The sequence below is a fragment of the Flavivirga jejuensis genome, assembly GCF_030540765.1.
GTDB classification, from domain to species: domain Bacteria; phylum Bacteroidota; class Bacteroidia; order Flavobacteriales; family Flavobacteriaceae; genus Flavivirga; species Flavivirga jejuensis.
Window position 1 is genome coordinate 175,532 of record NZ_JAUOEL010000002.1, and the last position, 23,457, is coordinate 198,988.

Below are 23,457 nucleotides of genomic sequence, written 5' to 3' on the forward strand. Positions count from 1 at the left end.
CCCAAATAAACTGTCTCTTAGGTTATTTAAACTAAGGGACAGTTTATCCTATCTAAATTTTAAATACATGAAAAAGGTTATAGCGGTTTTCGATATTGGTAAAACCAATAAAAAAATATTCTTATTCGATGAGAATTTTGATGTAGTTTACAAAAATTCTATACGTTTTGAAGAAGTTGAAGATGATGACAATTATCCATGTGATGATATAGAATCTATTGAAAATTGGATTCAAAATGAAATTAAAGCCATTCAGGATAAAAAGGAATTTACCGTAAAGGCCATCAATTTCTCAACACATGGAGCCACTTTAGTTTATTTAGATAAAGATGGTAATAGAATAACGCCTCTTTATAACTATTTAAAGCCGTTAGAAATTGATTTTACTCCGTTTTATGACACTAATGGTGGTGTTGAAGAGTTTTCCAGAAAAACGGCCTCACCAGCTTATGGGATGTTAAACTCTGGCTTACAAATGTATTGGCTAAAACATAGCAAACCTCATTTTTGGAATAAAGTTGATGCCATTTTACACTATCCCCAATATTTAAGTTATTTATTTTCTAATAAACTAACAGCAGATTTCACATCAGTTGGAGCGCATACTGCCACCTGGAACTATGATGCCATGCAATATCACGATTGGTTAGTTGATGAAAACATTAGTTTACCAGATCCTAAACCTGGAAAAAGCGCTGCTTTATCGTTAGTTAATGGTCAAGAAATATTTATTGGTAAAGGGTTACATGATAGTTCTTCATCTATCATACCTTTATTAGAGAGTCAAGAAAATTCTGATGACGAATTTATTTTGCTTTCTACTGGTACTTGGATTATTTGTATGAATCCATTTAGTAAAGAAACATTAACTGCTGATCAATTAAAAAATGATTGCTTGTGTTTTTTGACTCCCGATAAAAAACAAATTAAATCTTCGATGCAATTTTTAGGGCGCGTACATGAAGTGAATGCTATAGCTTTAAGTGATTATTTTGAAGTTGATAAAAACCATTATTTAGAGTTAAAGCTGAATAAAGAACTTTGTTCAGATATTTTATCTAGACGTGAGTCTACATTTTTTTCTAATACTATTGCTGATGATTTTAAAGGTAATTTAGAGCAACTTAACAATTTTAAAAGTTATGAACTTGCTTATTATCAGCTTATTTTCGAAATCACAGATCGAGTTCATAAGGGTTTACACCGTATTTTAGATTCTAAAAATAATCTTAAGAATGTTTACATATCTGGTGGTTTTAATAAAAATGACATTTTTGTTGAATATCTTAATCAAATGATGCCAAATCAAAGTATCCAATTTCCAAAAGGTAAAAATGCCAGTGCTCTAGGAGCCGCAATACTGATGAAAGATTATTTAAACAAATAACATTGTCAAGCGCAACAAACAATTTATTATAAAAAATCTTAAAACTAACAATCCCCAAGACTTGCCCAATGCCATCAAGTTGAGGGGATTTTTTCTGCACTGCTTCCAACAATATTACCAGCATATCTTGCCGACACATATAAAGAATCTGGAGCCACAGAGCTTCCTCCCAGTCTAAAACCAGACATATTAATTAAATCATTTTGAAATGGTGTTGGCTTTGCTATTACTGTGATGCCATTTGCTAATGTCCAAGTGGTAACATCTATCTTTTTATTATATTCCGTTTTTTTAATTTTTCCAGGTTTTGGCTTTACATACATTAGCTTTACATCACCAAGCATGTCTTTATAAGGTGCTATCTCTTTTAATGCTGTATTTTGCACTATTTCGAGAACTTTAGTTTTAGTGGTCAATACCAAAGCTTCTTTTTCTATCGCTTTTATTACTACAGCGGTATTGTCTTTTCTTATCCATTCTGGAGCCATGTTATTAACATCTTCAACTTGAATACTTGGTAAGATAGCCTTATAAAATTCGTATATAAATGTGTCGCTAGGAATTGGAGTCTTATCTGTAAAATGATCGATATACTTATCTATGTAATATGCTTTTGAAGACAATTTTCCAGTCTCTTTTCTACGTATATCGGCATTATTTAGTAAAAGTTCTTTATAACGCTCTAATTCAGTAGTTGTAAAACCATATTGTTTTGCGCGCTCACTTTCTGTAAGTAAGGCATCAATACCATCTTCAACCCGGTCTTCTTTAAGTGTAGCTCTTAAATAATAACAATCCATGTTGCTTAAAAAATTACCAATCCCTACACTGGCTGATAGAAATGGGGCCTCTGGCATTAATTGTACTTCAGAGAGTCTTTGGCGTAACATGCCTGTATATAGCTTTTTTAGAAGTTCCTGTTTGTAATCGTTTAAAGTAACCAGCTCTTTTTCTTCTTTCTTTATATATATAGAAACGCTAACACCCTTTGCTTCTTTATCTGAAATTATAGATATTTTAGGCTCTTGATTTTCTGGAATTTTATAGTAAATTCTTTCTTTTGGATGGGTTACTGGTTTAATGCTTTCAAACACCTTTTTTATTTTGGTTTCAACTTCAGCTACATCAAAATCACCCACTAACATCAATGCCATTAAATCTGGTCGGTACCAATCTCTATAATAGCGTTTCAATGCATCGTACTTAGCATGCATTAAAACATCTAAAGTTCCTATGGGTGCTCTTTCTGCATATCTAGAATTATTAGTAAGCTCGGGTATAGATTGATAATACATACGCATGCCTGCGCCACTTCTAGCCCTTAGTTCTTCGGCTACAATACCTCTTTCGTTATCTATTTCTTCATCAGAAAATGTAATACCATCTGCCCAATCGCGTAATACTTGTAAACTGGTGTTAAACGTGGCTTCGTCTGTAGGCACCGATAATTTATATACGGTTTCATCAAAACTGGTATGGGCATTTAAATCGGCTCCAAACTCAATACCAAGACTTTGTAAATAATCGATAAGCTCATTTTTAGGGAAGTTTTTGGTGCCATTAAACGCCATGTGTTCTATAAAATGTGCTAATCCTAATTGGTCCTCGTCCTCTAAAATAGAACCTGCCTTTAAAACAAGTCGCAACTCTGCTTTATTTTTTGGTTTTTCATTATGCTTTAAATAGTACGTAAGCCCATTGCTTAGCTTGCCCATTTTTACAGATGGGTCTATAGGGATTTCTTTTTCAAGATTTGTAAAGTCTAATAGTTTTGACTGTGCTGAGAGGCTGCACATACTTAGAAAAAAGAATGCTACTAACACTGTATTGAGATATTTCATTGTTGATGCTTTTATAGTTGTTATTTATTAATTCTTTCTATTTATATTTAATTAAAATCGAGAGCCATCTACTGCACTTGACTTTTTAGCTTTTTTATTTACCTTTTTACCTGATGAGAAGTTGTATGAAGCCCTAAAACTAATCCTAGGGTTTTGTATTAAAACCCTACTTGAATAACTGGTATTATCTATAATGTAGCTACTTTCATTTTTATTAGTCGCTCCAAAAATATCTGATATACCAATTCGTGTAGAAAGCTTATTACTAAAAAAGCGTTTGGATAGTGATATGCTTGTAGAAACTCTTAAAAAACTATTAGGAGTATCTAAACCACTTGAATCACCATTAGAAAAATAGGTGCTTAGATTTATTATATAATTATTAGGTAAAGTAAATGTATTAGTTGTAGGAGTCACCCATGTAAAAATACTATTATCTACACTCATACTTTTTAAAACACTATAGTTAAACATGGAATTTACATTTAATCGCCACCAAGCATATAGATTAAGTGTTGTACTAAAACTTGCTTTATATAAAGATCTTTTTCCTAAATTTTGATAGGATATAACAGTTATGTCATCTTCCAATATTTGAGTAGTTTGAAATAGATTGGTATAAAAATTGGCATTTAATGTGAAAAAATATTTATTATTTATGGTATGACTCAACCTTAATAGGTGATATATGTTCTGAGTAAGTTCTGGATTACCTCTTTTTATAGTATTAGAATTCACAAAGGTCTCAAAGGGGTTTAATTGTATATAAGGAGGAAGGTTATACCCTTTTCTATATGATAGACTAATGTTGCTCGTTTGCTTTTCATTAGTCATATATTTTAATGAGATGACTGGTAAAATATTACTAAATGTATTATTGAATGTTTGGTTAGTTGTTTCTGAAAAACTTTGTGTTTCAACATGTTCTAACCTTAATCCTAAAGAGTATTTTAGTTTTTTATGGCTAGAATCAAAACTGGCGTAACTCGTGTAGACTTGCTCATTATATTCAAAGGAATTTGTAAAATCAGTGTCTATGTTATACACATTAGTATCGGTATTGAAACTTTCAAATATATTAGCATCGGTAATAGATAAATCATCATACTTAATCCCCGATTCAAATTTTCCTTTTTTGTCTTTTAATGATAATACATAATCTAAACGACTGCTAAATTGTTTGTTTTTTTGATTCTGACCATCCCTGTTGTTTTCATAAACGGTTGTATCATCACTAACATCAATCAGTTCGTTTTCATTTAAAAGGTCACTGTCTAATGTGTTTTCACCATAACTACTAGCAAAATCTAAACGTGCTCCTTGTTCTCCTATATCATAGCGGTATCCAAAATCAAGTGTATAACCATCATTATGGGTTTTATTAGCATTAGTGGTAAATTGTTGATTGGTTAACGCCTCAAAAGCAAACTGATTGGTTATATAATCTATACCTGATTCATTGTTGCCATTATCTAAACTTATGCCAACCGATACTGAATGCTTTTTATTAATGGTATAATCAACCCCAAATTCATTAAAACTATTAGTGGATTTTCTTAAATTTTCTTGTTCATCATCAAAGGATAAACTATTATCTAGTAATTGCCTGTTTGTAAAGAAAGATGTTGTTCTTTTAGAATAAAAATAGGGCATTGATGAAACTGTAAAAACAAACTTGCCTGTTTTATAATTAATTGAAATAAGAGGCATAATTGAAAAATCTGCATTGTTAACTCTTGTTGACACAGAGCCTACTATACCATCTTCTCGTTGTTTTTTTAAATTGATGTCTATCACTTTTTTAATCCTTCCGCTATATTTAGCAGAAGGTGTATTAATGAGTTCTACGCTTTTTAGTCCATCGCCTTGAATACTTTCTAAAAGCATCATAAGGATATCGGATGACATGCGTTGTCGTTTACCATTCATCAAAAAAGTTACTGGTTCACCTTCCAGAGTAACACTACCTTCTTGATCAATTTGTACGCCAGGAAGTAGGGGTAATATATCTGCTGCCGATATTTTTTTATACAAAGTGTCATTTTGTATGTTAATCGTCATACTAGTAGCACTATGTTTTATGTTTTTTGAGATATCTCCTTTTATTATGACTTCATCCAGCTGCTCATTTTGCTCTTGAAGTACGATATCCTTTAATACAGTATCTTTAAAAAAATGATAGTTTTTTGTGTATTTTGAATAGCCTAAAACACTGATTTGTACGATGTATTCTCCTGGGATTAATTCAATGGAGAAAACCCCATCATCTTCATTACTAATAACACCTGCCTTATCTTCAGTTTTTAAGTTTATAAAAACAATATTTGCATATGGTATGTAAGCGTTTTTGGTATCAAGTATTTTGCTTCTAACTATTATTATATTTTTGTTTGATTCAAAAGAATCTGGATTTATTTGTGTATGTGCTTGTTGGATTAATAACAAACTAATTATAAAGAATCCTTTATAGGTTATACTCATAAAATATTAAAAATTAACCAACATAGAATTGTTCTTTTTTAGTAAACTCTATATTGGTTATTAACAAATCAACATCCATAAAACAATCCTGCTTTACAGGCCACATCAACTTCATCTTGGTCAAGTAAACCATCTCCATTAGTGTCTGCAGCATTAAATAAAAGTACAGGGAACGTAGGACACACTGTTAGAATTTCAGCATATGACAAAAGGCCATCACCATTTATGTCAGCTCCTTCTAAGCTTATACAATCCGATACAGAAACTGAGGAGGAGAGCTTTGGTGAAGGCATTGCAAAAACTGAGAAAATGATAAATAACATTGCACTAAAAACTATTATTTTTTTCATGATTTTAAAATTTAAATTATTAAAAATATGTTATTGTAAAATCGACGAGGTATATTACTTTTGCAACACAATCCTCTGGTATATTTGTTATATACTTTATCTCATTAGCAGGTAAATTTTAAGGTTAGACATGTCGAACTGTTTAGATCTAATTAGCTCTTAATCAGAGGTTTTTTCATTACCTTAAAACTAAATATTAGTTGTGCAGAAATAAAGCACTACGAAATAAAACATATATTTTTTCTTATAATCACTAAGATTTGACTTCAAATGCAAGATTAGAAATCTTACCTTTTTTAGTATATATATAACTACGTTTACTTCTACTATAGGCTATGGGACATTTAAAATCTGTTTTTAGTTCATCAATTAAAACGTATAAACTTCGTTTAGAAATATTTAGCTTTTTCGCACATTCTTCTGGGGTTCCAGTAGATTCTAATCTAATTAGTTGATCTAATTGTTCCACTCTATTGATGTACTTTCTCAATGCCATAATTGTTAAGATTTGGGACGGCCTAAATATTTCACTAAAAAAATAGAGTTCTAAATGGCTCTAGTTTAAAACTGCGTTGAAATTAATTTTTCATATTTCAATCCAATATTTTGATATTTTTGATATGCCTTAATATCTTCAGATACTTTATTAATGAAAGCGTTTAGCTTATCATTTCTATGTTTTAGTTTTTCTTTGATACGATACCAATTTAAATATTGCTGGAGATATTTGGTTGACACTCCCAAAAACGTATTATCAATCCATTTCTTAAGCCTATTGTGAGTAGAGTTGACGTGCTGAATATGATATACCCTGTTTTTGACACGTTGTTTTATAATTGCCTTGAGTGCAGATGTTCAATGTCATTATCTATTGCAAACCCCTTATAACTTACATGAGCATCGCTGCAGAGAATAGTTTGATTTGGTTTTATTCTGCCACCAATAGCATTTTCAATATCTATTTTCTTTAATCTGCCCATAGTAGCAACTGTGAGATCTAAAATTGATTTCCTGTCCTGTGTTACTATACGGCGACTTGGTCGTTACTTATGCCTCTTGTTTTAGAGCTGCCTCCTCGCTTTCTTGGTTCACGATGTGTCACTGACCTTCCCTTTTCTGAGTTTAGAAAGAAGGTTTCGTCACTTTCTGTAATGCCAGTAAAATCATCTTTATCGTTTTCTGATAAGGATGCTAATATCTTATGGCGCCAGTCAAAAGCTGTTTTCTTATTTATTGAAAGGGCTTCCTTTATATTATCTAAACTTTTCTCTTGCAACATCAAAGCAAGGTAGTCATCAATTTTATCTTTCCTTTGTAATCCTGCCATCCAAGTACCTGTGTACTCCGTAAAGCTTCGATTACATGATTTACATTTATAACGCTGTGAACCTTTATCTATTCCGAATTTTACATATTTCGGGTGAGAACAATGCGCGCAACAACCCAACTTATTGTCTAACAAAAAGCGTCTTGAATCCTGACTCTTTGGAGCGGTAACAGAATGAACCGATAACTGTTCCAATTCCTTTAGTAATTCCAGCCTTTCTGCTTCTGAAAGACTAGATAAACCTTGCTTCATTTTTAGTAAATCCATAACATAAATATACAAATAATAGCTCAATTAAACTAGAGCCTAACAAACAAGTAACTATCTCTCTTTCAAAACACTAAAAATTCACTTAAAAAAACCTGGAATTTGTTTTTTGTTTAGAATCATTCTTAATAAATTTGCAGCAAATATATACTATTTTTATTTATTCTAAATAAAGACAGGTGTTTTTAACCCAAATTGATATTGAAAACATAAAATGATAACAAGCAGTCTATTATTCACTTTCTTAGGAAGTTTTTTTCTATATAATACTTCAAAAAAAGTGGTGTTAAGCCAAAACCTGATTATTGAAAAGTGGATTCAAACTAATACTCTGGTAACAAAGGCCATAGGTGTTATATTTTATATTACAGCATTAGTAATGGCTATCATTTCTTTTGGAAAAATGTCAGGTACTCTTTTTTGGTTGAATTCGTTAATGCTTCTATTAGGGTTAATGGTTATTTTTTCCCCTTTAAAAAGAGGACTTTACAAACTCGTTTCTATCATATTATTAACCTTATTCACAATAGAATTATTTTTTTAAACGATGCCTGCAAATCTTAAATACTTAAACAAATCTCCATGGCAACAATTTGCTAAAATTTCGGCAGGCTTGCTTGGCGGATATATTATTACCGCTTTTTTTCACATGGTATTAGCACTTTGGTTACCCTATCCAAAAAACGTTTTAATTAGTTTCATATTTACTTTTTTTATCGTTTGGTCTACACTTCTCATCGTTCCCTTTTTATTTAAAAATGGTTGGTACGTATGGTTCTTATACCTTTTAATAATGCTAGTGTTATTCGGAATGTATTATTTAGGAAATCAAAATAATCCCTTCATATAAATGAGTAAAAGAAATTACAACGTTTTTTTTAATACACATACTGTTAGTGGGATTGTAATTAGTGTAGCCCTTTATATTATATTTTTTGCAGGAGCCTTTGCTTTATTAAAAGATGAAATAACCGTTTGGGAAGATGGCGCACCTATACACCATATTGAAAGAAAGGATATTAATTTTGATCATATTCTAAAAATATTAGATAATAATCATGAATTAGCAGGCAGGGATTTACAATTTAATTTGGGAGAAGACAGTGATAAAATTAGCGTTTCTATGAGCGCCAGTAAAGATTCTCTAGCTTCTGAAAAAGGTAAACAGAGGCATTTTTTATATGTAGATATAAATTCTGTCGACACAAAAACCTATCCCCAACACTATAGTTTGGGAGAGTTTCTATATCGATTACATTTTTTCGCACAATTGCCTAAATTAGGTATATACCTTTCAGGTTTTGTAGCATTCTTTTTCTTATTTGCTATAGTTACAGGTGTTATTGTACATTGGAGAAAAATTATTCCTAATTTTTATGCCTTTAATCCTCGAGTCGCTTTAAAGCGGGTTTGGACAGATGCTCATACGTCTCTTGGGATTATTGGATTGCCTTTTCAACTTATCTTTGCAGTTACTGGTGCTTACTTTTGTCTAGGTATTTTAGTATTAATTCCAGCTAATGCCTTATATAATAACGATCAAGCCAAATTAATGGAAGATTTGCGACCAGATCGAAAAAATTACGAATGGGTTGCCAAAGCAAATAAAGATATTCCTAATTTTAATGATTTTGTAAAAAAGTCTGCTACCCATTGGGATCATTTTGATTTAACATATGGTTATATTAAAAATTACGGTGGCATCAATATGAAATATATTTTAGCGGGTAAACTTGAAGATAGCGAACGTTTTTTAAGTAAAGGTCGTATTGTTTTTGATGCGTATACTGGAAAAATAGAAAAGGAAAAAAGCCCGTATAATAACATTTATGCAGAAGATGCTCAACGTGTTATTGGACGTCTCCACTTTGCCGATTTTGGAGGCATTTCTTTAAGAATTATCTATTTTGCTTTAGCTCTTATTACTTGTTTTGTAATTATTACTGGTGTTTTAATTTGGATGGAGTCTCGTAATAAAAAAAGTATGACTCTAAAACAACGTTTATACACTGCTAAAATTGGTCATATTTACTTGGCTATTTGTTTGTCGATGCTTCCTGTTACTGCTTTGGCATTTTTATTTGTAAAATTTGCTAATGGCTATTTTCAAGATAAACAGACGGCTATTTATACTTTTTATTTTATAACATGGTTAGTTGCTATTTTATTTTTTAGATTTAAAAGGGATAATTATTTTACTAATAGACTTTGTTTACTATTAGGAGCTATTTTAGGGTTTATCATACCTATAGTTAACGGGATTGTGTCTGGAAATTGGTTTTGGCTTACTTATAAACAAAAGCAATTTGACATTTTAACCGTCGATTTATTATGGATCGCCATTGCTTCTATAGCTTGTGTCTTTTATTTTAAAATGCAACCTAAATCAAACTTGCAAAGTGCCTTTAATAAAAACCCTATAGATTACTCTAATATCTCAACTTTAAAAGCTGAAAGCAAAATGCACTAAGATCCTTAGTTTAAATGTTTTTTTGAGACCAACTAAGGATTTCTTGAAATAACGCGAAGAATCTTTATAATTAATTTCTATAGATTCTTCAGTCGTACCTCCTTACCATTGACGTGTTTTATAAACAACTAACTTTCAACCACTTATCATTCAGAGCGCAGCGAAGAATCTTTATAATTAATCTCTAAAGATTCTTCAGTCGTAAGCTTCGCTTATATCTTCAAACAAAATATATTTTGTTTTCGATAGCCTACCATTGACGTGCTTTATAAACAACTAACTTTCAACTACTTGTCATTCAGAGCGCAGCGAAGAATCTTTATAATTAATCTCTAAAGATTCTTCAGTCGTAAGCTTCGCTTATATCTTCGAACAAAATATATTTTGTTTTCGATAGCCTTCTGAATGACACCCGTATTACGTCATTTTATACGTTAGTTAAAATTTTTAACACAGGTCTCAGACTGACATTTAGCCTTAACTTAATGGCATTAACCGACAGGCAGACTTGTTACTTTTCTTTGGACGAGCAAAGAAATCGAAGATTCATGAATTCCTATTTATCAAATAAGATTTGTGAACTAAAAGTAAATAATAAATATAAATAAAATGTGGGAACACCATAGTTGTAGGCAGGAGAAAAAATGTCCCCTTTAAATATTATAAAAAGTAACAGCCCTGAATTTTGTATTCAGGGCTGTTTTGTACAATTACAGAGAATTTTTAGACAACTAACTCTATAAAATACAATACGTTGCGCAATGCCAAATAAATTGATATGCTTTTCCTTTATATGCGCCTGGCTCTTCTTCCTTAGTGGTTGTTTCTATAATGTATTTTGTTTTCCAAGGGCGTTTAAATGATACCAATCCATTTTCGTCGGTTTCTAAAGTTTTAGACCATAGATCCTCAACAAAAACTTTTACTTCATTTTTTGCAAGCGGTTTATCTTTGTATAGCACTTGAAGCTGTACTTCTTTTTCATTTTTAGAAACATCTTTAATAGTAATGCCTTGGCTGTTTAAGGCTTTTGTTTGTCCTTCAATATGACCAACAGCTACCTTTGCAATAGCGTGATAATGGGTTTTAAAAATGCCAAAATCGTATTTTGTATAATCGATAACGTCAATTTTATCATTATCTAAAATTACCGTGTATGTTCCATTTGTAGATGGTGTAAAAGTTCCTAGATAATAATTCTCTTTTGGAGTTACTTCTATTTGTGTTTTATTCCCTTTAGCATCAACGAGCCAGAGTTTAAAATCTTTAACTTTTGGAAAGGCTTCTCCTTTTATTTCTTCGATAACACCATACGTATATTCGCCAAAATAAACTTTTACCTCTTGTTCTTTACCTATATTCCCATTTGGGTTGGTCTCAACCCATAAATAATGTGCAAAACTCTGGGTTATTACAAATAATAATAGGGCGCATGTTAAAATTGATTTTTTCATTTTTCTTTTTTTTAATTGCAAAACAGCCTCCTTTATAAGAAGGCTGCATATGCTTTAATTAAACTAAACTAACTAAACTAACTAACTTGAAATAATTCAAATATAAAATATTGACGTGCTTTAAAATTTATAGGTCAACGTTATTCTACCATTAATTCCTGGTTCAGACTGCCAGTATAAATAATTACCATAATTGGCTCCAGAGTACAGATAGTCATTTAAAATATTATTAACGTTTGCTTGTATTCTAAATTTGCTATTTTGCCATGATAAAGCACCATCCATTCTAAAGTAATCTGGTAAATCACTTTGATTATCGGCATTCCATGTCCACGTAGAGCGATCTACTTGATATTGATACCCTAATGAAACGCCAATACCTTTTAATTTTGAACTTGTAGGAACGTTGTAATTTAACCATCCATTGGTTACATGTTTACTGTGTCCTGATACTTTTGTACCTATATTATTTGGATTGGCATCTTTGGTTATTTCAACATTAGTATTAGCATAATTTAAAACAATATTAATGTCTTTTGTAATTTCCCCTTGAAGATCAAATTCGATACCTTTTGATTGTATTTCACCTAATTGAATAGAAAAATTAGTGTTTTCGGGATCTGCAACCAACACATTTTCTTTCGTGATTTGAAAAGCTCCAAGCGATGCTTTTAATTTTCCGTTGAAGAATGTTTTTTTAATACCTCCTTCAATATCGTTAGCTTCTTCAGGGTCGAATGTTTCCCCGACTGCGCTTACTCCAAAATTTGCCAAAAATGATTGATCGTATAAAGCATATGCCTTTAAAGTTGGAGTCACATCAACACTTAAACCTATTCTTGGTGTAAATTTAGTGTCCTTTTCATCTTTATTAACTGTAGATAAATTAGTATATCTTCCTGCAAGTGTCAGTCTTATTTTGTTTTCAAAAAAGCCTATTTCATCCTGAAAATAAACGGCTTTATTTGAAAATCCACTATAAGGTTCTTCACCTTCTCTAACTCTAATATTTACAGAACGGTCAAATACGGGTACTTCTGTATTTCCATAAACGGGATTGTATATGTTAAATGGCTGGTTTACATCAATGACAGCTGATTGAAAAAAATCTGCATAGTATTCTTTTTCAGTAAAATCGAAACCACCAAGAATTTTATGGCTTAAGCTTCCTGTAGAAAAATGACCATTTACATAACTTTGAAAATATTTACCAAGTGATAAAGCATCCCATATACCTATATATCTTACAGCATCTCCTGTATCTTGGTCGAAACTCCATATCCAGGTAGAGTTTCCTACTTGATCGTATCTTAAATAAGACCACTGCGCTTCAAAACTCCAATTTTTTGAAAATTCATGTCTGAAATTTGTAAAAATACTTACTTCATTAATATCTGTAGCTGGGTAATTAGTATCAGTATACTTAAAATCTCTATCTAAACTACCATACCCATCCTCCACTGGAGCAAAAACATAAGCCGATCCTATAAAACTTTCAGCGTTTTGTAAATTTAATTCAGTAGTTATCGAAGTGTTATCAGAAAAATTATAAGTTAATGCAGGAGCTATACCAAAACGTTCTGCCTTTTCATTGCCTCTATGGGTATCTCCTGTATGGTACATCCCATTCAAACGAAACAATAATTTACCATCTTTAGTTATTTTCCCTCCTAAATCGACAGTCGCTCTATACGTATCAAAACTACCCGCCATAAAAGATACTTGTCCTACTTTATTTAGCGTAGGCTTTTTGGTAACTACATTATAAAACCCACCTGGTTGTCCAGAAGACATCATAAATCCAGAAGGTCCTTTTACAAATTCTATACGTTCTACAGTACTCATGTCTTCTGCTAAAGGCCCCCAGGTATCGGAGAAATTTATACCATTTCTAAAAGCAGGCAATCTAAAACCTCTCATATTAATACGTGCAAAATGCCCCCAATGCTCTAACATCGTTACACCACTTACGTTTCGTATTACACCGTCCATCATACTTGTTACTTGTTGATCTATAAGTAAATCACCACTTATAACTTGTACATTCTGTGGCAGATTTACAATTTCGGTTTTTATACGAAGTGACCTAGAAGGTTTTTTAATATTGTATTTATTTACTTTATGTCCTTGTACAACAACCTCTTCTAGTTTCTCTTGGGTTTTGCTTAGAATAACTGTTGGAACATGAGTTGTTTGGTTACTAACCACCGAAACCGAAATTTCCTGAGATTTATAACCAACAAAAGTAACTATAAGAGTATACGTTCCTTCTTTAATTTTTTCAATGGAGTATGTACCAGAACCATTTGTCATGGTGCCTTTGTTAGTTTTTTTAATTGTAACATTAGCTTCTGAGATTTCTTTGCCTTCTTTAGACAAAACCTTTCCTACAATCTTTCCTGTTTGTCCATATAAGACTGCTGTCATAGAAAAAAGAATCATAAATGGTAATAGTAATTTTTTAATCATTATTTTTGTTATTTATATTTAGTCTAAATAAATTTAATGCAAAAATAGAATGGTTTTTTAGAATTAAATGACGTGATTTAAATAAAAAAAGACGTGATAACAAAAACTGTTAGTTTATAGATTTGGAAACATTAAAAACAAATTTTGAAGATGCTATTACCGAGGAGCTTAATACTACTAAATATAATGGTTTTACCAAAATAGAATATCGTATATCCCCTCAATTTGGAAGAGGAATCATTATTGAATTACATTTAAATAATATTGTGATATCTATAAGCAAATTTATTTTAAACCAGGATCTGACGGTTAAGAACCAAGCTGAAAAGCATAGCATTCAGCTCGCTTTTTTACTTGAGGGCGAAAAAATTATTCGAATTAATTCAGACGATAAGGAACTCCCCTTTGAAAGTCAAGAATCTTATATGGCATCTATTAGTCCACATAAAGGTTATAATAGAATATCTGGAGAAAAACCTTTTAAGGAAATTAAAATATCATTATCAAAACAATTCCTATCTCTACATGGATTAGACAACCAAGTTATATTTAAAAAAATTACCGACGCTAATTTAATCATTCCAATTACCAACGATTTATTTTCTGTGCTTTCAGACTTAGAAACAAAAAAGATAAAGGGTATTTCTCAAAAAATATATTTAGAAGCTAAAGTGTTGGAAATTTTGGCTATTCAAATTGATAATTATAAAAATAGAAACGTTCTAAGCTTAAATCTAAAAAACAATAAACACTTAAAAAAGTTATTTATTCTTAAGCAATTTTTACAAACCAATTTAGATAAAAACTATACCATACCCATGTTGGTTAAACATATAGGAGTTAATGAAAATCTATTAAGAAGCGAATTTAAAAGGGTATTTAACTGCACCATTTCTGAGTATTTTACGAAAAAAAAGATGAATAAGGCTAAACATTTACTGGAGAATACCGAATTACCTATTTACGAAATCTCGGAAAACGTTGGTTATAAAAACGCCACCCACTTTAGTGCTGCCTTTAAAAGATTTTATAACGAAACTCCTAAGGAATTTAGAATTAAAATTTGCACAGAAAATTCAAATTAAAACGATTATATTTGAAAGAGAAGTAAACGTAATTGCGTTTTTATTATAGTTACCTCTTATATTAAGTCCGAAAAATTGCCCTATCCATAAATCATAACAAGATGCTCCAATATAGAATTACTTTAGTTGGGCTATTACTTAGCATAATGGTACCAAAACAAATTTTGGCTCAAGAAATTAGTGGTAGATTAGTGACGCCCTCTTTAAATCACCATCTATCTACATCAAAGATAATTGATTTAGACACCTGTTTACTACAACAATCAGCATTTTGGTACGCTAAAGCAAAAGTAGAAGTGTTTCTTAGCAATCATGCAGACTCCTTATTCTCACAAACAACTACAGATTCTTTGGGGTATTTTCGAGCTAAAATTCCAAGATATGAAAAATGTTATATAAAAATAGAAGGAGCCTCCTCGCAATGGGGTGAAAAGCATTTACCGCTATATATCCAAAATGTTAAGCAGAATTACAACATGAAAATTCCGTTTGTTCCTTTTTTAAGAAACACCATGACCTTAGGCGAGTATGTTTATGTCAAACAAAAAAGAAAGTTTCCTTTTCAGAAAAAGCGATGGAAAGCTGTCCATAATCCCCCAGAAATGAGAGATCCTTACAAGTCAGGTAAGTACACTTTTAGGTACAAAGCTAACCAATGTATACTAACTAAGACTCAAAAAGGGTCTGAGATAGATTTTTCTATACTGGCACATGATGAGATTAAATCCTACTTAAAACGTACTGACTCTATATATACTTCTCAAGGACTCACTATTAATTATCAAACACTTACACTTCAACAACGTTTTCCAGGAGGGGAAGTCATATTTCAGAAATTTATAGATAAATATAGAAAATTACCTCAAAAAATACCTAAGGACACAGTAACTTATCAAGTCAAGGTATCTTTAATAGAGCGTAGTGGTAGCATAATTTATCCTATTATATCAAAATCACACGATCCATGGCATGATAAAGAGGCATTACGGTTAATTGGTATGATGCCAAAGCTTACCCCAAAGCGTTCTCGTGATCCTGTCTCAAGACAGCTATTGGTTGCTGATATCAATTTTTCATATCCTAAGTGACTATTCATGCTAAAAAAAACGAGAAATAATAACGGGTTACATTTTCAAAGTTTGGACATTCTAAGATAATCCATTATCAGTATAAAAGTTCTGCTAAGAAAATTATATCAGGTGAGTCAAGAACGACTATGACTGAATTGACAAAACAAAGTTTGATAAAAACCCGAGTTTGACGTAAGGAAAATGAGTCAAAGTCTTATATATACCCTAATTTAATTGCAGTAAAAAATCAATGGAATAAATAGTACACATTATCTCTTAAACACGCGTCTATAATCACGAATAACGACAACTACTTTAGAACTAAATATTACAATTGAAATACTTCTAACTCCATTCTGCTTGAGGTATAAAATAAGATCATCAAGTTTGGAAATTTGCACATAAAATTCGTATTAAAACTATTATATTTGAAAGATAAATAAACGTAATTGCGGTTATACTTTAGTTCCAATAATTAAAAAAATGAAAAGACTTCTACTAATAATATTTTTAGTTTCAAAAATTGGTTTTGGACAAGACACCAAATACTTATATGAAAACTATGAATTCAAAAATGGTGAAATAGTCTATATGTTTGGTAACGATGTTAAACTTCGAGATCAACCGAATACGGAATCTATTGTACTATCTCTTTTAAAAATCGGCAATGAAGTAGAGATAATTGAAAAAACGGACAACACAATGTTATTTGACGGAATTGAATCACCTTGGTATAAGGTAAAAGCCCAAGATAAAATTGGATTTGTATTGGGTGCCTTAATTTCAATGGATAAAGCAATTTTTAGCAATCTAACTTACTTGATATCCTTAAAAAAGGATGGTTCAAATTTGTTTTTAAAAACAAGACTTCTCGAAAACGATAAAGAATATATAGAAAATATTTCACAACTTTTAACTGATGAATTTTCAATAAAAGCTAGCGGAAATAAAGGGCTTGACAGTATAAAAAGTGTCTTTGAGATTGATTATTTAGCAGAGTCTTGCGGAGTGAATGGAGGTGGGATTTATTTATTCTTTGACGGTAATGAATTAGTAAAAGCGATTGATTATACCCAAGTAGCTGATGCCGACTTGTACTGGCTTGTCGAAGAGTACATCTTTCCAAAAGATAAGGACGGAAAAAAAGGGAAGATTTTATATAAGAAAGAAATTGGAGAAACAAAAGAATATGAAACTGAATGGGTTGAGATTAAATTAACTCAACGAATTTTGGAATGGGATGGGAAGCAAATTTTTCCAAACATAGAAACCGAAGAAAATTAAATAACGTTTACCAAAGATGTATAAAAACAATAACTCAAGATTTATACTTTAGTTCCAATAATTAAAAAAAATGAAAAAAATCACATTAGCTTTACTAACATTAATAACATTTTTTTCTTGTAGAACAGAGAAGAAAACAGAGAGCACCACTGAAATTATAGTTATTGGAACTCAACATAAACCTGTACCTAATTTTAATTCGGAGACTCTTTTTAATATATTAGAAAATATAAAACCAGATTTTATATTACATGAACGAGACTCCTCCTCTTTTAATTCAGAGTTTAAATTTATAAAAACTCCCACTGAAAATGAAGGAATGGCTTCTTCAAAATATATCAAAAAACATCCTACTACACAATTAAGACCATACGAGTTTGAAAATAGAAATCAATATAGAATAGATAAAGGAATGCGACCAACTGATAGATTAACACTAAAATTAGTTGATAGCTTGTATAAAGCTGATTTATTAACAACATTAGAAGCAGACATTTTTAAAACTTACAAAGATGCTTTAGAGCCCTTAAAAATAATCGCTGCAAAAAGTCCTGAAGCTTGGAATAACGCTACAGCAGATAGCTTATGTGAAAATCGACAATTTCACCAATATCAAATGGTTCCAAAAATCACTAATGCACGAAAGGAATTTGCCAATAGATTTTTAACAAAACCGAATGGCGAAAAAATAAGTTACAGAGATGGGTATCAACTTTGGGCCAATTTTTGGGATTTAAGAAACCAAACGATGGCAAAAAACATAATGACAATTGCTAAACAAAACAAAGGAAAAAAAATTGTTGTATTATGTGGTTTTATGCATAGGTATTATATTTTAAAGGAACTGAAAAGACTAACCAAAAACAAGAATATTATACTAAAAGAATTTTACAAAAAATGAAATTTTTGCTATAAAGCATAGTTTTTAATAACGAACTCATGCTGATTTTTTTGTTGGTTGTAAACATTAATATGAAATCTTTTTAACTCAAATAGTCTAGTTTTTTGACTACATTTGGTAAACCAAATTGGTCAACCAAATAAATAATTATGAAAAAATTTACTTTCTTACTATGTATGTTTTATATCCATGGTGCACTATCACAAGTCCTACTTGATGCCGATGGACCTGGTAATACTTACGAATTAATAACTTCGGTTTTAGCGCCTGGTAACAATCCAATTGAAGTTCCAGATTGCAATCATGCTTCATTTGGTGAACATATAGATGAAGCTTTTGATAATCAACTAAACACAAATGTTTTTCGTTTTTATATACACACGACTCCTGATAATGACCGTTGTACTAATTTTGATAGACAACGCAATGAAATAAAAACCTATGACAAGTCTCCTGCAAATTTATTAGGAACAGAAGATGAAACCGTTGTGTATAAATGGAAATTTAAACTGGAATCTGGATTTCAACCATCTCCAAATTTCACACATTTACATCAACTAAAATCTGTTGGTGGTTCATTTGCAAGCATGCCATTGTACACCCTAACTGTGCGAAAGGCTAGCCCAGATAGAATTGAATTACGTTATGCAGAAACCGATACACAGATCACCTTAAAACGAACAGATTTAGCTCCTTTTATAGATACTTGGTTAGATGTTACAGAAACTATTAAATATGGCACATCTGGGACTTATGCATTGGAGATAAAAAAGGTTAACGGTGGTGATATTCTATTCACTTACTCTAATAACTCCATAATAAACTGGAGACCAAATGCAGATTTTGTAAGGCCTAAATGGGGTATTTATAGAAGTTTAAATAATGCCCAAGACCTAAGAGATGAAATTGTTTCTTTTGCTAATTTTAGTATTGAAGAATTAGCTCCCTTATCGGTAAGCGATTCAGAAATCAACCATGATACATTTTATGTTGCAACAAACCCAGTTGAAAAAATAATGCATTTAAAAAACGTACCAGAAAAGGCTAATTTAATACAACTATTTAGTCTGGATGGAAAAAAAATCATGGATAAGACCATTGATTCAGAATCAGAAATTAACTTTGATGTTTCATCCATTTCTAACGGTACTTACATTGTCGTTATCAGAGGTAAACAATTATATCAATCAAAACGGATCATTATTTTCCAATAAAAAAAATCTTAAAACTGACTATCCCTGTCTTTGCCAGTAGGTAGATCCGAGGTTAAACCTCGAGAAATTCTATAGATTAAATCTGGAATTTATATTTAATAACTTACAAATAAAGAATTTCTTGAAACCAACTATTTCTGCCTTTGCTGGCAGCTACGATGTACCCGCATCTTTTATATATTTATTATTTACTTTTAGTTCACAAATCTTATTTGATAAATAGGAGTTCATGAATCTTCGATTTCTTTGCTCGTCCAAAGAAAAGTAACAAACCTGCCTAAAAGACGGCAGGCAGGAGAAAAGACGCCCCTTCGAAGGAATTTCTTCTCGCGCTGCGCTTGAGAAGAACCAAGCCCAAATCTTCGCATCGCCCCACCACACCATCAAAGGCTATGCTCCTGGGTTTCGAAGTTTTTCCCCTTGCGCAACCTGGCTCCTTCGCTAAAACAGTCTACCAGACTGTTTCTTTACGCTCGCCCCTCTTACGAAGGGTCTGGGCTTGCCCTATGGTCTGTTCTTAACGATTATTTTTGAGCCTTTAAAACTTCATAAATATCTATTTAGACATCAATATTTGTGGGTACACTGTAGCTTTGCAGCCAGGTTCACGGGAATGACAATTTTAACGAAAACCTACAGGCAGGGCCTAGGGAATTCTATTCGAAATGAATGACCCCGCAGCAAGCTGACGAGGTATCAAGCGGAAAAATATTTTTAGATTAAAGTTTTAACCTTTATATTTCCTTTCCGTTAATTTTAAAGGTCCAAGCCTCAGTTTTTCCAACTTCTTCTAATACCGTTTTAGATATCTTAATAGTTAATCCTTTGCCTTCAATAAATTCCCATTCTAAAGGTTCATCATACCCTAAAAGCATGACTTTTGAATTAGGCTCTGGTTGTAAATGCTTAAAAGTTATTTCCTTATTTGGCTGTACCAAGGATATTGCAAAGTAAACAGATTGTCCTTTCTTTTTTGTGTATTTGATGGTTTCTCCTTGTTGATAGTTTCCTATTAGTTTTTCAGTCTTGAAAATGGCCTCATTATTAACAGAGAGCCACTTACCAATAGTTTCTAGTCTTTCTACACTAGGTTCGGGGATTATTCCATCTGCCTTTGGTCCAACGTTAAGAAGGTAATTACCTCCTTTGGCTGCGGCATCAATCAAATGGTGAACAAGGGTTTCTGCAGATTTCCAATTATCATCCGTTTTTTTATATCCCCAGGTATCATTCATCGTCATACAAGATTCCCAGTCCATAGTAGAAGTTCCTGCTAAAATTTGCTTTTCTGGAGTTCCAAAGTCACCCGCATAATCAAAATCATCATTATTCATTCCTTGATACCCTTGGCGGCCTTTATCTATACGGTTATTAATAATAATACTTGGTTTTAAAGATCTTATATATTGGTATAGTTCCAGTCCGTTTTCATGGGTGTATTCTGGCATCCATTCGCCATCAAACCAAAGAATTTCTGGGTCATAACTTTCAATTAGCTCTTTTAATTGAGGCTTAAGGTAGTTTTCAAGGTAACTAGGAAATTCTGGGTTAATCCTTGTATGGTCATGTTCTCCAGAATTATATTCAGGTTCATTAATCGCCTGTGCTTGTGGGTGGTGCCAATCCATTATAGAATGGTACAGACCAAACTTAATGCCTTGCTTTTTACAGGCTTCAGATAATTGTTTTAAAATATCCTTTCCATACGAGGTATAATCCACTATGTCGTATTCTGATACTTTAGAATCCCAAAGAGCAAAACCATCGTGGTGTTTGGATGTAATAACAACATATTTCATCCCAGCCTCTTTTATCAAACTTGCCCATTTATTGGCATCAAAATTAGTAGGAACAAATTGTTTTGAAAATGCTTCGTATTCTTTAATTGGTATTTGAGCATCATTCATAATCCACTCGCCACCAACAACTCCATTAATTTCTTTTTCTTGATATATACCCGCAGGAACCGCATAGGGTCCCCAATGGATAAACATTCCGAACTTTGCTTCTCGCCACCAAGTCATCCTTTTATTAAAGTCTTCTTTAGACTCTTCTAGATAATTTACATTTTCAACCTGAGTCAATTCTTGCTTTTTATGCTCCTTACATGATAATAAGGAAACACAAATAAACACAACCATAAAAGCTTTTACTACTATTAGTTCTTTTTTCATCATGATTTCATTTTGGTTTTGTACAGTTAATTTTATTGTTTCTAAATTCAAAGAATTTAAGGTTCAATATTGTTATTATCTGACTTTGTAAATATTTTTACTAAGCTAATAAATAAGATTATAATTCGTTGCCCTTTGATCATAAAAATACAAGCTGCGGTTTCTATAACTTACTATAATACACATCCATACAACTTAACAATTGCTTCTTTACTTCTAAGAATTCCCATTTCAAAAAGCATATTTTAAACCTAATAGACACTAACACTAACATGGAATAACATTACCATTTGGAAAAAATGAGACCGCCATATCATCCAGAAGGTTATCGAAAACAAACTATATTTTGTTTGAAGATATAAGCGAAGCTTACGACTGAAGAAGCTCTTATATTTTAATGATTTATTTTTAAGATTCTTCGCTTTGCTACCATTGACGTTTTTTATAAATGATTAATTTTCAATCGTTTGTTCATTCAGAGCACAGCGAAGAATCTTTATTATTAATCTCTAAAGATTCTTCAGTTGTACCTCCCTGTCTGCCGATTCTTAGGCAGGCTTTTGAATGACACTAGCCTTTGCAAACATAGAATGACAAATACTTTACTACCATTGACGTGTTTTATAAACAACTAACTTTCAAGCACTTGTCATTCAGAGCGCAGCGAAGAATCTTTATAATTAATCTCTAAAGATTCTTCAGTCGTACCTCCCTGTCTGCCGATTCTTAGGCAGGCTTCTGAATGACACCCGTATTACGTCATTTCATCCGCTAGTTAAAATTTTTAACACAGATCTCTGAATGAACAAAGCTCATCACTTTTTAAACAGTCCCGTTTAAATTAACAATTCCAAATTGATATTATAATCACTCTCATTACAAAAACTATCTGATTGTTCTCTTTTTTATCTTTCTAATACTTGGAGAAGACACATACCATAAAACAAACCCACTAATAACAGTAAAAACACCTAACAGAGAAAATATTCTTAAAAGTAAATTATTCATATCATCTCTTCCTTCAAAATCCATGGTATGAGTCATCCACAGAAAATCGAAAATACGCCAATCTCGATGTCTAATAGATTCAAATGAACCGTTTTTAGCGTTGATATAGGCTCTTATTTTATCTTTTCCTTCATAGGTAATTACATAAACAGGAAGTGGTTTTCCTCTATACTCATGATGTTTACCTGTTTCGGTGATTTTTTCTATTGTTTTCACTTTAAAATTAGGCTTCACGTGCTGTGATGCTATTTTTAGTGCTTCTGGTTCTAAAATTTCCTTTTTAAGTTCACCCGTTCTCGCATGTATTAATGTTTTATTATTAACCCAATAATAGGGTTCTTCGTTAATATTCTTTAAAACAAGTGTCTCTACTTGTTCCTTCTCCAAAGGAAAAGGGTTTATCAAATTTTCAAAAATAGACAGCTCCTTTTTTTCTTTTAAAAAATGGTCGCCATGAATTTCATCTAAATTCGTCCAACTAAAATATAGTCCGCTAACGGTCCACATTAAAAACTGTATGCCCAAAAACAGACCTAAATATCTATGTGATTTTCTTATAAATTTTGTTTTACTTATTCTCATATTTTTTTATTGTAAAATAGATGAGGCTGTCTAAAAAAGTATCATTCAGAAGGCTATCGAAAACAAAATATATTTTGTTTTAAGATATAAGCG

At 31.6% G+C, this 23,457-nt stretch carries 16 protein-coding genes and 1 pseudogene; 8 read left to right on the plus strand and 9 right to left on the minus strand.

Features of this window, described 5'->3' with window-relative positions:
- Positions 1 to 67 precede the first annotated feature (67 nt).
- Positions 68 to 1,387 carry an FGGY family carbohydrate kinase gene (locus Q4Q40_RS05890; protein ID WP_303300828.1) on the plus strand — a complete coding sequence of 440 codons (1,320 nt, stop codon included), beginning with the start codon at positions 68 to 70 and terminating at the stop codon, positions 1,385 to 1,387.
- 74 nt (positions 1,388 to 1,461) lie between these two features.
- Here the strand turns inward: Q4Q40_RS05890 and Q4Q40_RS05895 are convergent, their stop codons facing one another.
- From Q4Q40_RS05895 to Q4Q40_RS05915, 5 genes and pseudogenes are all read right to left on the minus strand, one after another.
- Positions 1,462 to 3,228, minus strand: coding sequence for a M16 family metallopeptidase (locus Q4Q40_RS05895; protein ID WP_303300829.1), 1,767 nt, complete (start codon positions 3,226 to 3,228; stop codon positions 1,462 to 1,464).
- A gap of 51 nt (positions 3,229 to 3,279) precedes the next feature.
- Complete coding sequence (locus Q4Q40_RS05900) at positions 3,280 to 5,709, minus strand: outer membrane beta-barrel family protein (RefSeq protein ID WP_303300830.1); 2,430 nt, start codon at positions 5,707 to 5,709, stop codon at positions 3,280 to 3,282.
- A 68-nt stretch (positions 5,710 to 5,777) separates the two neighbouring features.
- Positions 5,778 to 6,059 (minus strand): EF-hand domain-containing protein, encoded by a 282-nt coding sequence (locus Q4Q40_RS05905; RefSeq protein ID WP_303300831.1) that lies wholly within the window; start codon positions 6,057 to 6,059, stop codon positions 5,778 to 5,780.
- A gap of 253 nt (positions 6,060 to 6,312) precedes the next feature.
- Positions 6,313 to 6,555 carry a hypothetical protein gene (locus tag Q4Q40_RS05910; protein WP_303300832.1) on the minus strand — a complete coding sequence of 81 codons (243 nt, stop codon included), beginning with the start codon at positions 6,553 to 6,555 and terminating at the stop codon, positions 6,313 to 6,315.
- Between the two features lie 65 nt (positions 6,556 to 6,620).
- A pseudogene (locus tag Q4Q40_RS05915) lies at positions 6,621 to 7,653 on the minus strand (IS1595 family transposase).
- A gap of 547 nt (positions 7,654 to 8,200) precedes the next feature.
- On the opposite strand from Q4Q40_RS05915, the gene Q4Q40_RS05920 reads away from it, so the two are divergent.
- Positions 8,201 to 8,503, plus strand: coding sequence for a hypothetical protein (locus tag Q4Q40_RS05920; RefSeq protein WP_303300834.1), 303 nt, complete (start codon positions 8,201 to 8,203; stop codon positions 8,501 to 8,503).
- Entirely contained in the window at positions 8,504 to 10,123 is a 1,620-nt protein-coding gene (locus tag Q4Q40_RS05925) for a PepSY-associated TM helix domain-containing protein (protein WP_303300836.1), read from the plus strand.
- A gap of 737 nt (positions 10,124 to 10,860) precedes the next feature.
- Here Q4Q40_RS05925 and Q4Q40_RS05930 read toward each other — a convergent pair.
- Both Q4Q40_RS05930 and Q4Q40_RS05935 read right to left on the minus strand, forming a co-directional pair.
- Entirely contained in the window at positions 10,861 to 11,577 is a 717-nt protein-coding gene (locus Q4Q40_RS05930; protein WP_303300838.1) for a DUF4198 domain-containing protein, read from the minus strand.
- 120 nt (positions 11,578 to 11,697) lie between these two features.
- Positions 11,698 to 14,046, minus strand: coding sequence for a TonB-dependent receptor (locus Q4Q40_RS05935; RefSeq protein WP_303300839.1), 2,349 nt, complete (start codon positions 14,044 to 14,046; stop codon positions 11,698 to 11,700).
- A gap of 122 nt (positions 14,047 to 14,168) precedes the next feature.
- Here Q4Q40_RS05935 and Q4Q40_RS05940 point away from each other — a divergent pair, with 122 nt between their 5' ends.
- The 5 genes from Q4Q40_RS05940 (at position 14,169) to Q4Q40_RS05960 (ending at position 19,600) form a co-directional block, all read left to right on the plus strand.
- Entirely contained in the window at positions 14,169 to 15,131 is a 963-nt protein-coding gene (locus Q4Q40_RS05940) for an AraC family transcriptional regulator (protein WP_303300840.1), read from the plus strand.
- Positions 15,132 to 15,232: 101 nt separating this feature from the next.
- Positions 15,233 to 16,219, plus strand: a complete 987-nt coding sequence (locus tag Q4Q40_RS05945; RefSeq protein ID WP_303300841.1) for a hypothetical protein — start codon at positions 15,233 to 15,235, stop codon at positions 16,217 to 16,219.
- 465 nt (positions 16,220 to 16,684) lie between these two features.
- Entirely contained in the window at positions 16,685 to 17,485 is an 801-nt protein-coding gene (locus Q4Q40_RS05950; RefSeq protein WP_303300842.1) for an SH3 domain-containing protein, read from the plus strand.
- A gap of 70 nt (positions 17,486 to 17,555) precedes the next feature.
- Positions 17,556 to 18,386, plus strand: coding sequence for a hypothetical protein (locus Q4Q40_RS05955; protein ID WP_303300844.1), 831 nt, complete (start codon positions 17,556 to 17,558; stop codon positions 18,384 to 18,386).
- A 149-nt stretch (positions 18,387 to 18,535) separates the two neighbouring features.
- Complete coding sequence (locus tag Q4Q40_RS05960; protein ID WP_303300845.1) at positions 18,536 to 19,600, plus strand: T9SS type A sorting domain-containing protein; 1,065 nt, start codon at positions 18,536 to 18,538, stop codon at positions 19,598 to 19,600.
- Positions 19,601 to 20,334: 734 nt separating this feature from the next.
- Here Q4Q40_RS05960 and Q4Q40_RS05965 read toward each other — a convergent pair.
- Positions 20,335 to 21,777, minus strand: coding sequence for an alpha-L-fucosidase (locus tag Q4Q40_RS05965; protein ID WP_303300846.1), 1,443 nt, complete (start codon positions 21,775 to 21,777; stop codon positions 20,335 to 20,337).
- A gap of 882 nt (positions 21,778 to 22,659) precedes the next feature.
- The gene (locus Q4Q40_RS05970) at positions 22,660 to 23,364 is read right to left on the minus strand and encodes a PepSY domain-containing protein (protein ID WP_303300847.1); all 705 of its coding nucleotides are present in this window, start codon (positions 23,362 to 23,364) and stop codon (positions 22,660 to 22,662) included.
- Positions 23,365 to 23,457: the final 93 nt, after the last annotated feature.